The organism is Streptococcus sp. CL6.35 (assembly GCF_049737915.1).
In the GTDB taxonomy this organism is placed as follows: domain Bacteria; phylum Bacillota; class Bacilli; order Lactobacillales; family Streptococcaceae; genus Streptococcus.
Genome location: NZ_JBKOTU010000006.1, coordinates 23,879 through 36,261 on the forward strand (window position 1 = coordinate 23,879; position 12,383 = coordinate 36,261).

Sequence of the window (12,383 nt, forward strand, 5' to 3'; positions counted from 1 at the left end):
GCAATCGTGTCCATCTTTTTCTTTTTATGGTAAAATAGAGAAATAATATGATGAAAAGCCTTGAGGGAGTGAACGATATGTCAAGTAAAGCCAATCATGCAAAGACAGCTATTTGCGGAATTATCAATGTAACCCCAGACTCCTTTTCGGACGGTGGTCAATTTTTTGCTCTTGAGCAAGCACTCCAGCAGGCTCGTAAATTGATAGCAGAAGGGGCTAGTATGCTAGATATCGGCGGAGAATCGACTCGGCCGGGAAGCAGCTATGTTGAGATAGAAGAGGAAATCCAGCGTGTTGTTCCAGTGATTAAAGCGATTCGCAAGGAAAGTGATGTCCTCATCTCTATTGATACTTGGAAGAGTCAGGTAGCAGAGGCTGCTTTGGCTGCTGGTGCCAATCTAGTCAATGATATCACTGGTTTCATGGGTGATGAGAAAATGGCCCATGTGGTTGCTAAGGCTGGTGCGAAAGTAGTCATTATGTTTAATCCAGTCATGGCGCGACCTCAGCATCCTAGCTCGCTCATATTTCCTCATTTTGGATTTAATCAAGCTTTTACAGAGGAAGAGTTAGCTGACTTCGAAAAATTGCCAATCGAAGACTTGATGGAGGCTTTCTTTGACAGAGCCTTAGCGAGAGCAGAGGAAGCTGGGATTGCTCAAGAAAACATCCTGCTGGATCCAGGAATTGGCTTTGGTCTTACCAAGAAAGAAAATCTACTTCTTTTACGGGATCTGGATAAACTACATCAGAAAGGCTATCCAATCTTTCTCGGAGTGTCGCGCAAGCGGTTTGTCATCAATATTCTTGAAGAAAATGGTTTTGAAGTCAATCCTGAGACAGAACTTGGTTTCCGCAATCGAGATACAGCTTCGGCTCATGTAACTAGTATTGCTTCAAGACAGGGTGTAGAAGTGGTGCGCGTGCATGACGTAGCTAGTCACAAGATGGCAGTTGAAATTGCCTCCGCTATTCGTCTGGCTGATGAAGCGGAAAATCTAGATTTAAAACAATACAAATAAGATGAAAGAAATTGAAAATAATCAGTGGATTGCCAACTACCGGACCGACGAACCGCATTTTGGCTTGGAACGCATGGTGGAACTATTAGCTTTGCGTGGAAATCCCCATCTCAAACTCAAGGTCATCCATATCGGAGGGACCAATGGCAAGGGTTCTACCATTGCTTTTTTGAAAAATATGCTGGAAAAGCTAGGGCTGAGAGTTGGCGTGTTTAGCTCACCCTATCTCATTCACTACACAGACCAGATTAGCATCAATGGGGAATCTATCCCAGAGGCTAGACTAGAAGCCCTCATGGCAGACTATCAGTCTTTGTTGGAAGGGGAATCGGCTACCAATTTGCAGGGGACAACTGAGTTTGAAATAATTACAGCTATAGCCTATGATTACTTTGCCTCAGAGCAAGTAGATGTGGCTATCATGGAAGTCGGCATGGGTGGGCTTTTAGATAGTACCAATGTCTGCCAGCCAATTTTAACAGGAATTACGACCATTGGATTGGACCATGTAGCCCTACTTGGTGACACCTTGGAAGCCATAGCAGAGCAGAAAGCTGGTATTATCAAACAAGGTATTCCCTTGGTGACAGGTCGTATTGCTCCAGAAGCTTTGGCTGTGATTGACCGCATTGCGGAAGGGAAAGATGCGCCGAGATTTGCCTACGGGACAGATTATCAGGTCCGCCATCAAAAGAGTATGGTTACAGGCGAAGTCTTTGACTATACAAGTGTTGTCAGACAAGGTCGCTTCCAAACTGGCCTGTTGGGTTTGCACCAGATAGAGAATGCTGGGATGGCCATAGCTTTACTTGATAATTTTTGTCAAGAAGATGGTCGAGAACTAGCAAGCAATCACGTGCTTGCTCAAGCCTTGGAAGAAACAAGTTGGCCAGGGCGTTTGGAAATCGTGTCAAGAGAACCCTTGATGATTTTGGATGGGGCCCACAATCCCCATGCTATCAAGGCTTTATTAGCAACTTTGCAAGAACGCTTTGCGGATTATCGTAAGGAAATCCTCTTTACTTGCATCAAAACCAAGGCCTTGGAGGATATGTTGGACTTGTTGGAGCAAATCCCAGATACCGAGCTTACTCTGACACATTTTGACGATAGTCGGGCGACTGATGAAAGCGTGCTGGAAGAGGCAGCTAAGTCTAGAAATCTCAGCTACCAAGGTTGGCAGGATTTTCTAGAGCAGAAATTGACAGATAAAAAAGAAGAGAAACAAACAGTTAGGATTGTCACGGGTTCCTTGTATTTCTTGAGCCAAGTGAGAGCCTATCTGATGGAGAGGAAAAACGAAAATGGATACACAAAAGATTGAAGCAGCTGTAAAAATGATTATCGAGGCCGTCGGAGAGGACGCTAACCGCGAGGGCTTGCAGGAAACACCTGCTCGTGTGGCTCGTATGTACCAAGAGATTTTTTCAGGTCTTGGTCAAACAGCGGAGGAACATTTGTCAAAATCCTTTGAGATTATCGACGATAATATGGTGGTAGAAAAGGATATCTTTTTCCATACCATGTGTGAACACCACTTCTTGCCATTTTATGGTAGAGCACATATTGCCTACATTCCAGATGGTCGTGTGGCAGGTTTGTCTAAGCTAGCCCGTACGGTTGAAGTTTATTCGAAAAAACCACAAATTCAAGAACGTTTGAATATCGAAGTGGCTGATGCCTTGATGGAGTATCTAGGTGCTAAAGGAGCCTTTGTTGTCATTGAGGCGGAACATATGTGTATGAGCATGCGTGGTGTCAGAAAACCAGGCACTGCAACCTTGACGACAGTAGCTCGTGGTCTATTTGAAACAGATAAGGACCTCCGAGACCAGGCTTATCGTTTAATGGGACTATAATACTCTTCGAAAATCAAATTCAAACCACGTCAGCTTCCATCTGCAACCTCAAAACAGTGTTTTGAGCAGCCTGCGGCTAGCTTCCTAGTTTGCACTTTGATTTTCATTGACTATAAAAAGAATCCGCTTTGGGCGGATTTTTCTAGAAAGGAATCATTATGGATCAACTGCAGATTAAGGATTTGGAAATTTTTGCTTATCATGGTCTTTTTCCTAGTGAGAAAGAATTGGGGCAGAAGTTTGTTATTTCCGCAATCCTATCCTATGATATGACCAAGGCGGCTACAGACTTGGATTTAACAGCCTCTGTCCATTACGGAGAATTGTGCCAGCAGTGGACGGCATGGTTTCAGGAAACGAGTGAAGATTTAATTGAAACGGTAGCTTATAAACTGGTAGAACGTACTTTTGAGGCTTATCCTCTTGTCCAAGAAATGAAGTTGGAACTGAAAAAACCTTGGGCGCCAGTGCATTTGCCACTAGATACTTGCTCGGTAACCATTCATCGCCGCAAGCAACGAGCCTTTATCGCCCTAGGAAGCAATATGGGAGATAAACAAGCAAACTTGAAACAAGCCATTGAGAAAATGCGAAATCGAGGTATCCATATTCTCAAAGAGTCCAGTGTCTTGACGACGGAGCCTTGGGGTGGTGTGGAGCAAGATAGCTTTGCTAATCAAGTGGTTGAGGTTGAAACCTGGTTGCCGGCCCCAGTTCTATTAGAGACCTTGTTAGCCATTGAGTCAGAGATGGGACGGGTGAGAGAAGTACATTGGGGACCTCGTTTGATTGATTTGGACTTGCTCTTTGTGGAGGACCAGGTCATTTATACAGATGAGCTTATCTTGCCTCATCCTTACATAGCGGAACGCCTTTTTGTCCTTGAGTCCTTACAGGAAATTGCGCCTCATTTTATCCATCCTACATTAAAGCAACCAATCCGCAACTTGTATAATGCTTTGAAAAAATAGAAAAAACTCTAGTTTTCAGTCACTTGCAACTGAAGGCTAGAGTTTTTGGCTCTTTGTCAACTGTAGTGGGTTGAAGAAAAGCTAAGATCTAGAAAGGACAAATTTTGTCCTTTCTTTTTTGATATTCAGAGCGATAAAAATCCGTTTTTTGAAGTTTTCAAAGTTCCGAAATCCAAAGGCATTGCGTTTGATGAGTTTAATGAGATTATTTGTTGCTTCTAATTTGGCGTTGGAGTAGGGTAGTTGAAGGGCATTGACGATTTTCTCTTTATCCTTGAGAAAGGTTTTAAAGACAGTCTGAAAAAGAGGATGAGCCTGTTTTAGATTGTACTCAATAAGTCCGAAGAATTTGTCTGGCTCCTTGTTCTGAAAGTGAAAAAGTAAGAGTTGATAGAGATGATAGTGGTGTTTCAACTCTTCTGAATAGCTCAAAAGCTTGTCTAGAATCTCTTTATTCGTTAAGTGCATACGAAAAGTAGGGCGATAAAATCGCTTATCACTGAGTTTACGACTATCTTGTTGAATGAGCTTCCAGTAGCGCTTGATGGCCTTGTATTCATGAGATTTTCGATCGAACTGATTCATGATTTGAACACGGACACGACTCATAGCACGGCTGAGATGTTGGACAATGTGAAAGCGGTCAAGAACGATTTTAGCGTTAGGAAAAAGTTTTCTGGCAATATCGTAGTAGGAGCTAAACATATCCATAGTAATGATTTTCACCTGACAACGAACGACTCTATCGTAGCGCAGAAAGTGATTTCGGATGATAGCTTGTGTTCTACCTTCAAGAACGGTGATAATGTTGAGATTATCAAAGTCTTGTGCAATGAAACTCATTTTTCCCTTGGTAAAGGCATACTCGTCCCAGGACATAATCTCAGGAAGTTGGCTAAAGTTATGCTTAAAGTGAAAATCATTCAGTTTACGAATGACAGTTGAAGTTGAAATGGAAAGCTGATGGGCAATGTCAGTCATAGAAGTCTTTTCAATTAACTTTTGCGCAATTTTTTGGTTGATAATACGAGGGATTTGATGATTTTTCTTGACGATAGAAGTCTCAGCGACCAGCATTTTCGAGCAATGATAGCACTTAAAACGACGCTTTCTAAGGAGGATTCTGGTAGGCATACCAGAAGTTTCAAGGTAAGGAATCTTAGAGGGTTTTTGGAAGTCATATTTCTTCATTTGACTTCCGCAATCAGGGCAAGATGGTGCCTCATAATCTAGTTTAGCGATGATTTCCTTGTGTGTATCTCTATTCACGATATCCATAATTTGGACATTAGGGTCTTTGATATCGAGTAGTTTTGTGATAAAATGTAATTGTTCCATATGAATCTTTCTAATGAGTTGTTTGGTCACTTTTCATTATAGATCTTATGGGACTTTTTTTCTACAACAAAATAGGCTCCATAATATCTATAGGGGGGGTACCCACTACAAATATTATAGAGCCGAAAATCTCTTCAAACCACGTCAGCTTCCATCTGCAACCTCAAAATAGTGTTTTGAGCAGCCTGCGGCTAGCTTCCTAGTTTGCTCTTTGATTTTCATTGAGTATTAAAATAGGTCATTTTCTTCTGGGAGGAGGATAGTTTCTCTACCATCCATATCTAAAACCAGTACTCTTGGTGGATAAAGAGGATCAAAAGGATGGTTAAAGTCAAAATCAATGGCTGTGGGGAGGTGTTGACTTGAAAAATGGAAGGTAATTTTTCCATGGTTATTGAGCAATTGAAACTCGAGTTCTTCTTCCAATTCAAAGACATTTTTTAAGAAGTGATCAATAATATACCAAAAAGAGTCAATGACATCATCAGGTAAGCTGGTAACAATGCCAAAACTAGCAGACCGCATGTGGGTATTGGTAAAAGCCATATTTCTGCCCCCTTTCTTTTTCCTTATCATACAGCAAATAGGATTAAAAATCAAGAAAAGGTGATTTTTTCTTCTTCAACATAGCATACTATGAAATTTTTTTCAAACAATCTTCAAAAAATGCTTGAAAGTGTTTACAATTAGTGATAAAATGGAATAAGTAGAAGCATGAAAACGAAATTTTCATACCGTCTCTTTTTTTGGAGTCTCGTTAGGTATGATATAGAAAGGAAATGGAATGAATACAGACGATACAGTAACGATTTATGATGTCGCCCGTGAAGCAGGAGTTTCAATGGCGACGGTTAGCCGTGTAGTCAATGGCAATAAGAATGTAAAAGAGAACACACGTAAAAAAGTGCTTGAGGTGATTGATCGTTTGGATTACCGTCCAAATGCAGTGGCGCGTGGCCTTGCAAGTAAAAAGACAACCACTGTCGGTGTCGTGATCCCCAATATTACCAATGGTTATTTCTCAACGCTTGCTAAAGGGATTGATGATATCGCTGAAATGTACAAGTACAATATTGTCCTTGCCAATAGTGATGAGGACGATGACAAGGAAGTTTCAGTTGTCAATACACTATTTTCTAAGCAAGTGGATGGTATCATTTTTATGGGCTACCACTTGACTGAAAAAATTCGTTCAGAGTTTTCTCGTTCTCGAACACCAGTTGTTCTTGCAGGAACTGTGGATGTAGAACATCAGCTTCCAAGTGTCAATATTGACTACAAACAAGCAACGATTGATGCAGTAACCTACCTCGCTAAAGAAAATGAGCGCATTGCTTTCGTTAGTGGTCCATTAGTGGATGACATCAATGGTAAGGTTCGTTTGGTTGGCTACAAGGAAGCCTTGAAAAAAGCAGGTATTTCTTATAGCGAAGGATTGGTATTTGAATCTAAATACACTTATGAAGACGGTTATGCCTTGGCAGAACGCTTGATTTCATCAAACGCAACTGCAGCAGTTGTAACAGGTGATGAACTGGCAGCAGGTGTCTTGAACGGCCTTGCTGATAAGGGTGTATCAGTACCAGAAGAGTTTGAAATTATTACTAGTGATGATTCGCAAGTCTCACGCTTTACCCGTCCAAACTTGACAACTATTGCCCAACCTCTTTATGACCTTGGTGCCATAAGTATGCGTATGTTGACTAAGATTATGCACAAGGAAGAGTTGGAAGAACGTGAAGTTCTCTTACCTCATGGTTTGACAGAACGTCGCTCAACACGAAAACGTAAATAGAAAAAATCAGGGAATCGTGAAGATTTCCTGATTTGTTTTTAGAGGAGGGAATTATACTCAATGAAAATCAAAGAGCAAACTAGGAAGCTAGTCGCAGGTTGCTCAAAGCACTGCTTTGAGGTTGCAGATAGAACTGACGAAGTCAATAACCATACATACGGTAAGGCGACGTTGACGCGGTTTGAAGAGATTTTCGAAGAGACTTAACCTTCCATATAGTCTTTCAAAGCCTGTCCTGTTAGTCCGGCATTGAGGGCAATGAGGAGCTTTAGGCGGGCTTTTTGGGCGTTGAGTTCTTTAACAAAGAAGACACCAGATTTTTGCAACTGCACGCCCCCACCTTGGTAGGCATAAACAGGTTCCGCTATACCGTTAAAGCATCGTGAAACCAGAGCGACTGGGATTCCTTTTTGCAGAAGGCTTTCTAACTTTAGAGCCGTTTCTTTGGGAATATTACCAGCTCCGAAGGCTTGGATAATCAAACCGTCCAATTGTTCCAAATCCAGCATATCAATTAGCTCATCTGTCATACCAGCATAAGCCGAGATGATAGGGACTAAGCCTTGTATGTGATCAAGGTCAAAGCGGACACGGGGCTCAGCTGTTTTGAAGTAGAGAATTTCCTGTTTCATAATCAGACCAAGGGGGCCATGTGTTGGGGTCTGGAAGGTGCCGACGTTGGTTGTATGTGTTTTGGTAACATACTTGGCGGCATGGATTTCATCGTTCATCACAACCAAAACCCCTTTGTCAGCAGCCTTGTCATCACTAGCCACTCGTAAAGCGCTCAGATAATTATAAACACCATCACTGCCGAGTTCATTGGAGCTGCGCATGGCCCCTGTTAGAACGATAGGCATATGGGGAACTTCCATGGTATCAAGGAAATAGGCTGTTTCCTCTAAAGTATCGGTCCCGTGTGTGATCACCACTCCATCGTAGTTATCTGCTTCCTCTTTGATTTTTTGGTAGAGGGCCAGCATATGCTTGGGTTTGATATGAGGACTTGGCAGGTTAAAAAAGTCCAAGGCGTGGACTTGTATTCCTTCAAGTGGATTGGACACATGGTTCATGGGATTATCTGAACTCGTCACAACAGCGCCAGAAGCATCGGCCTGCATGGAAATAGTCCCACCCGTATGTAAAACAAGGATTTTCTTAGGCATGATTTACTCACTCTTTCTGAAATGTGGTATAATCATTGTATCACAAAAGGGGAGATTGGGATAGGATGGAAGTCAAAGCTGTTTTTTTTGATATCGATGGAACCTTGGTTAACGATCGCAAGAGTGTTTTGAAATCCACTAAGGACGCGATTAAGATTGTCAAAGAACAAGGGGTGCTAGTTGGTGTAGCGACAGGGCGAGGACCTTTTTTTGTTAAGGAATTGATGGACGATTTGGATCTGGACTTTGCGGTAACCTACAATGGCCAGTATATCTTTACTAAAGACAGAGTCTTGTTCACGAGCCCAATTTCCAAGTTACATTTGCGCCAGCTCATTACGTATGCTAAAAAAGAGGGCAAGGAGATTGCCCTAGGGACCAAGGATGCTATGCTGGGGTCTAAAATCATGTCTTTTGGTCTGGGAACTTTTTCTCAACGAATTAGTCGCTTCGTTCCCTCAGTTTTAACTCGGACAGTGAGTCATTCCTTTAATCGTATGGTCAGCAAGGTTGTTCCCCAAAGGGAAGAAGACCTGCTTAATCTGATGAATCAGCCTATCTACCAAGTTTTAATGCTGATGACGCCAGAAGAATCTGAGAAGGCGGCAACTGATTTTCAAGATTTGAAATTGACACGTAGCAATCCTTTTGCTGCAGATGTCATCAATCAAGGCAATTCTAAATTGGAAGGTATTCGCCGAGTTGGGAAAGAATATGGTTTTGATCTCAACCAAGTCATGGCCTTTGGTGACTCAGATAACGACCTAGAAATGCTGGCGGGAGTCGGTATGTCGGTCGCTATGGGGAATGGTAGTAGCAGCGTCAAGGAAGTTGCCAAGCATATCACTACTAGCAATCAGCAAGACGGAATCCACAAGGCCCTGGAACATTTTGGTGTTCTGGCCTCAGAAAAAGTCTTTGTCAGCCGTGACTATCATTTCAATAAGGTCAAGACCTTCCACCACATGATGGATGAACGGACCCAAGAAGAACCACGAGCTTGGGATTTAGAAGGTGCAACCCACAGGGCTGGCTTTAAAATAGAAGAATTGGTGGAGTTTGTTAGAGCTGCCAGTCCTTCTGAAGAGGACTTTGGTCAAGCACTATCGCAACTTCATCAAGCTCTTGATAAGGCAGCAGGTAAAGTAGCCAAGAAGACGCCTGCTCAGCAAGATTTGATAGGTCAGGTAGATGCTCTGATTGACACGCTTTACTTTACCTACGGTAGTTTTGTCTTGATGGGAGTGGACCCAGAACGTATTTTTGATATTGTTCATCAGGCTAATATGGGGAAAATTTTCCCAGATGGCAAGGCTCATTTTGATCCAGTGACCCACAAAATCTTAAAGCCAGATGATTGGGAAGAAAAATATGCTCCAGAACCTGCTATTAAAAAGGAACTGCAGCGTCAGCTCAAGGCTTATGAACGCCATAAAGAGAGAAATAATACTCAATGAAAATCAAAGAGCAAACTAGGAAACTAGCCGCAGGCTGCTCAAAACACTGTTTTGAGGTTGTAGATGGACGTTGACGTGGTTTGAATTTGATTTTCGAAGAGTATAAATAGTAAACAAAAAGGAGCGCTGAGCTCCTTTTCGTCGTAATTATAAGGTTTTTTCTTGTTCTCTCACAACCAGCAAATCGACCTTAGCATGGCGGAGTATGTATTCAGATGAAGATCCGACCAAGAGGCGTTCAAAGGCGTTGAGACCAGTTGCGCCAACGAGGATGAGGTCCACTTCTTCAGCATCGGGAATAGTACGTGCCAGTAGGGTCTTTGGATTTCCCATTTCAATGACGATATGAACATCTGCCACACCAGCATCTTTAGCACGTTTTTCGTACTCTTTCATCAGACTTTCAGCGTCGACTTGGAGTTCTTCGTAAACTTCAGCATCAAAGGTGGATACGCTTTGGAGAGCGCGTGTGTCAATGACATGTGCGATGGTGAGTTTAGCGTCGTTTCGTAGAGCAGAATGAACTCCCTTGACAAAAGCCAAGTCCGCTTCCTTAGAACCATCGATTGCGACCATGATATTTTGGTAACGTTGTGCCATAATGAAACCTCCTGAAATTTTCTTACTATAATTGTAAACCTTTTCACTATAGAAGTAAAGCAAAAAAAGTATTTTTTAAAAGAATGTTAGCGCTTAAAATCTATATAAATATATGATAAAATAAAAGAAAGGATAGCAGGAAAGAAGTGAAGGGAGGGAGAATGATGAAGCACTCTTTTCAAGAAACAAAAAATTCAAATTTCCTTTATTATGGAATCATCCTAGTTTCAGTCTTGCTAGAAGTTATTATGATCTGGCAATTAGAGAAGCTAATTCCGCTTCTCTATCCAGGTTTTGTTGGCTTTTTAGTCTTTCACCTAATCTACCATTTTCTATTATTCCTGGTTGCAAAACGAAGTGGGCATTGGGATTACTTGATGATATGGGGGCTTTTCCTCATGTTCAATCTTCTCTATGACTCCTTTCTAGGCTTGCTTTTTCTAGGTTTATCTTTTGGTATGTGATGTGACTTTCGCAAATTACCTGCTATCTCCCCTGTCTTGACCTCGCTTTTAGTGAGGTTTTTCTTATATCCGAACCTAGTAACACATTTCAGTAAACTTGTCGCATTTTCTTTCTAGTGGTATAATGTTACTATCCTGATGAATTGAGGAAACAAGATGAAAGAATATAACAAGTCTAGTAAGTTAGAGCATGTTGCTTATGATATCCGTGGTCCTGTTTTGGAAGAAGCCATGCGGATGCGAGCAAACGGAGAAAAGATTTTACGTCTGAATACAGGAAATCCAGCAGAATTTGGTTTTACAGCGCCAGACGAGGTCATTCATGACTTGATTATGAATGCGCGTGATAGTGAAGGTTACTCTGACTCCAAAGGGATTTTCTCAGCCCGTAAGGCCATCATGCAGTATTGCCAATTGAAGAAATTCCCAAACGTAGATATTGATGATATCTACCTTGGAAATGGTGTCAGTGAGCTGATTGTCATGTCTATGCAGGGGCTTTTGGACAACGGGGATGAGGTCTTGGTTCCTATGCCAGACTATCCTCTCTGGACAGCAGCTGTCAGCCTAGCTGGAGGAAATGCCGTTCACTATATCTGTGATGAAGCTGCAGAATGGTTTCCAGATATTGACGATATCAAGTCAAAAATCACTTCAAATACCAAGGCAATCGTCCTTATCAATCCAAATAATCCAACTGGAGCCCTTTATCCTAAAGAACTCTTGCTGGAGATTATTGAGATTGCCCGTCAAAACGATTTGATTATCTTTGCGGATGAAATTTACGACCGCATGGTAATGGATGGACATGTGCATACGCCTGTGGCGAGTTTGGCACCAGATGTTTTCTGTGTCAGCATGAATGGTCTGTCAAAATCCCATCGTATCGCTGGTTTCCGTGTGGGTTGGATGGTCTTGTCTGGACCAAAGACTCATGTCAAGGGCTATATCGAAGGGCTCAATATGCTGTCCAATATGCGACTTTGCTCTAATGTTTTGGCTCAACAGGTCGTACAAACTTCCCTAGGTGGTCACCAGTCGGTCGATGAATTGCTTCTTCCTGGTGGACGAATTTACGAGCAAAGAAATTTCATCTACAATGCCATTCAAGATATTCCAGGTTTGTCTGCGGTTAAACCCAAGGCTGGACTCTATATCTTCCCTAAAATCGACCGCAATATGTACCGTATCGATGATGATGAACAGTTTGTCCTTGATTTCTTGAAACAGGAAAAGGTTCTCTTGGTTCATGGTCGAGGCTTTAACTGGCAGGAACCAGACCACTTCCGTATCGTTTACCTTCCTCGTGTTGATGAACTAGCCCAAATTCAAGACAAGATGACTCGTTTCTTGAAACAGTATCGTAGATAGGGCTTACATTCGAAAAAGCTGGAAACATTTGCCTAGAGCTATTGACAAAAGTAAAAGAATCAGATAGAATAGTAAAGTATGTTTAGTAACTGATCACTTTATAGCCGGCTAAACGAATACAAAATCTATGAGGAGGTATTCATCGTGAAACGTACTTATCAACCAAGTAAACTTCGTCGTGCGCGCAAACACGGATTCCGTAACCGTATGTCAACTAAAAACGGTCGTCGCGTATTGGCAGCTCGTCGTCGTAAAGGACGCAAAGTTTTGGCTGCATAATCCAAACGAATTCTATCAAAAATCAGTAGGAACTCGAGTCTACTGATTTTTATTTTTGTAA

14 protein-coding genes are annotated in these 12,383 nt (G+C 42.0%); 10 read left to right on the forward strand and 4 right to left on the reverse strand.

Going from position 1 to position 12,383, the window contains the following annotated elements:
- Positions 1-47: 47 nt before the first annotated feature.
- The 4 genes from folP to folK all read left to right on the forward strand — a co-directional run bounded on the left by folP (position 48) and on the right by folK (position 3,852).
- Positions 48-1,022, forward strand: a complete 975-nt coding sequence (gene folP, locus ACLNCP_RS07770) for a dihydropteroate synthase (protein ID WP_049502247.1) — start codon at positions 48-50, stop codon at positions 1,020-1,022.
- A gap of 1 nt (position 1,023) precedes the next feature.
- On the forward strand, positions 1,024-2,346 hold the full coding sequence (locus ACLNCP_RS07775) for a bifunctional folylpolyglutamate synthase/dihydrofolate synthase (protein ID WP_084926984.1): 1,323 nt from the start codon (positions 1,024-1,026) through the stop codon (positions 2,344-2,346).
- The gene (gene folE, locus ACLNCP_RS07780; protein ID WP_000380917.1) at positions 2,327-2,881 is read left to right on the forward strand and encodes a GTP cyclohydrolase I FolE; all 555 of its coding nucleotides are present in this window, start codon (positions 2,327-2,329) and stop codon (positions 2,879-2,881) included. Before ACLNCP_RS07775 ends, folE begins: the two co-directional genes overlap by 20 nt.
- A gap of 158 nt (positions 2,882-3,039) precedes the next feature.
- Complete coding sequence (gene folK / locus ACLNCP_RS07785; RefSeq protein WP_261067109.1) at positions 3,040-3,852, forward strand: 2-amino-4-hydroxy-6-hydroxymethyldihydropteridine diphosphokinase; 813 nt, start codon at positions 3,040-3,042, stop codon at positions 3,850-3,852.
- A gap of 81 nt (positions 3,853-3,933) precedes the next feature.
- Here the strand turns inward: folK and ACLNCP_RS07790 are convergent, their stop codons facing one another.
- Both ACLNCP_RS07790 and ACLNCP_RS07795 read right to left on the reverse strand, forming a co-directional pair.
- Positions 3,934-5,190, reverse strand: coding sequence for an ISL3 family transposase (locus ACLNCP_RS07790; RefSeq protein ID WP_084946533.1), 1,257 nt, complete (start codon positions 5,188-5,190; stop codon positions 3,934-3,936).
- Positions 5,191-5,418: 228 nt separating this feature from the next.
- Positions 5,419-5,736, reverse strand: a complete 318-nt coding sequence (locus ACLNCP_RS07795; RefSeq protein WP_033681210.1) for a DUF960 domain-containing protein — start codon at positions 5,734-5,736, stop codon at positions 5,419-5,421.
- Between the two features lie 238 nt (positions 5,737-5,974).
- Here ACLNCP_RS07795 and ccpA point away from each other — a divergent pair, with 238 nt between their 5' ends.
- The gene (ccpA, locus tag ACLNCP_RS07800) at positions 5,975-6,985 is read left to right on the forward strand and encodes a catabolite control protein A (protein WP_001090628.1); all 1,011 of its coding nucleotides are present in this window, start codon (positions 5,975-5,977) and stop codon (positions 6,983-6,985) included.
- Between the two features lie 60 nt (positions 6,986-7,045).
- Positions 7,046-7,192, forward strand: a complete 147-nt coding sequence (locus tag ACLNCP_RS07805) for a hypothetical protein (protein ID WP_247953472.1) — start codon at positions 7,046-7,048, stop codon at positions 7,190-7,192.
- Here ACLNCP_RS07805 and ACLNCP_RS07810 read toward each other — a convergent pair.
- Positions 7,189-8,151 carry an asparaginase gene (locus tag ACLNCP_RS07810; protein WP_261065694.1) on the reverse strand — a complete coding sequence of 321 codons (963 nt, stop codon included), beginning with the start codon at positions 8,149-8,151 and terminating at the stop codon, positions 7,189-7,191. The two genes, ACLNCP_RS07805 and ACLNCP_RS07810, sit on opposite strands and share 4 nt — an antisense overlap.
- Positions 8,152-8,216: 65 nt before the next feature.
- Between ACLNCP_RS07810 and ACLNCP_RS07815 the strand changes: the two genes are divergently transcribed.
- Complete coding sequence (locus ACLNCP_RS07815) at positions 8,217-9,608, forward strand: Cof-type HAD-IIB family hydrolase (protein ID WP_261067107.1); 1,392 nt, start codon at positions 8,217-8,219, stop codon at positions 9,606-9,608.
- A 147-nt stretch (positions 9,609-9,755) separates the two neighbouring features.
- Here ACLNCP_RS07815 and ACLNCP_RS07820 read toward each other — a convergent pair whose 3' ends face one another.
- Entirely contained in the window at positions 9,756-10,208 is a 453-nt protein-coding gene (locus tag ACLNCP_RS07820) for a universal stress protein (RefSeq protein ID WP_000079148.1), read from the reverse strand.
- 161 nt (positions 10,209-10,369) lie between these two features.
- On the opposite strand from ACLNCP_RS07820, the gene ACLNCP_RS07825 reads away from it, so the two are divergent.
- The 3 genes from ACLNCP_RS07825 to rpmH all read left to right on the forward strand — a co-directional run bounded on the left by ACLNCP_RS07825 (position 10,370) and on the right by rpmH (position 12,322).
- Positions 10,370-10,672 carry a hypothetical protein gene (locus ACLNCP_RS07825; RefSeq protein ID WP_424844279.1) on the forward strand — a complete coding sequence of 101 codons (303 nt, stop codon included), beginning with the start codon at positions 10,370-10,372 and terminating at the stop codon, positions 10,670-10,672.
- A gap of 156 nt (positions 10,673-10,828) precedes the next feature.
- Entirely contained in the window at positions 10,829-12,043 is a 1,215-nt protein-coding gene (locus tag ACLNCP_RS07830) for a pyridoxal phosphate-dependent aminotransferase (RefSeq protein ID WP_049492769.1), read from the forward strand.
- 144 nt (positions 12,044-12,187) lie between these two features.
- Positions 12,188-12,322, forward strand: a complete 135-nt coding sequence (rpmH, locus tag ACLNCP_RS07835) for a 50S ribosomal protein L34 (protein ID WP_000831905.1) — start codon at positions 12,188-12,190, stop codon at positions 12,320-12,322.
- Positions 12,323-12,383 lie beyond the last annotated feature (61 nt).

Coding starts and splice junctions, on each gene's coding strand:
- ACLNCP_RS07795 (WP_033681210.1), bottom strand. CDS start 5,736: ATGGCTTTTACCAATACCCACATGCGGTCTGCTAGTTTTGGCATTGTT.
- ccpA (WP_001090628.1), top strand. CDS start 5,975: ATGAATACAGACGATACAGTAACGATTTATGATGTCGCCCGTGAAGCA.
- ACLNCP_RS07820 (WP_000079148.1), bottom strand. CDS start 10,208: ATGGCACAACGTTACCAAAATATCATGGTCGCAATCGATGGTTCTAAG.
- folK (WP_261067109.1), top strand. CDS start 3,040: ATGGATCAACTGCAGATTAAGGATTTGGAAATTTTTGCTTATCATGGT.
- folP (WP_049502247.1), top strand. CDS start 48: ATGATGAAAAGCCTTGAGGGAGTGAACGATATGTCAAGTAAAGCCAAT.
- ACLNCP_RS07805 (WP_247953472.1), top strand. CDS start 7,046: ATGAAAATCAAAGAGCAAACTAGGAAGCTAGTCGCAGGTTGCTCAAAG.
- ACLNCP_RS07810 (WP_261065694.1), bottom strand. CDS start 8,151: ATGCCTAAGAAAATCCTTGTTTTACATACGGGTGGGACTATTTCCATG.
- ACLNCP_RS07815 (WP_261067107.1), top strand. CDS start 8,217: ATGGAAGTCAAAGCTGTTTTTTTTGATATCGATGGAACCTTGGTTAAC.
- ACLNCP_RS07790 (WP_084946533.1), bottom strand. CDS start 5,190: ATGGAACAATTACATTTTATCACAAAACTACTCGATATCAAAGACCCT.
- ACLNCP_RS07825 (WP_424844279.1), top strand. CDS start 10,370: ATGATGAAGCACTCTTTTCAAGAAACAAAAAATTCAAATTTCCTTTAT.
- folE (WP_000380917.1), top strand. CDS start 2,327: ATGGATACACAAAAGATTGAAGCAGCTGTAAAAATGATTATCGAGGCC.
- ACLNCP_RS07775 (WP_084926984.1), top strand. CDS start 1,024: ATGAAAGAAATTGAAAATAATCAGTGGATTGCCAACTACCGGACCGAC.
- ACLNCP_RS07830 (WP_049492769.1), top strand. CDS start 10,829: ATGAAAGAATATAACAAGTCTAGTAAGTTAGAGCATGTTGCTTATGAT.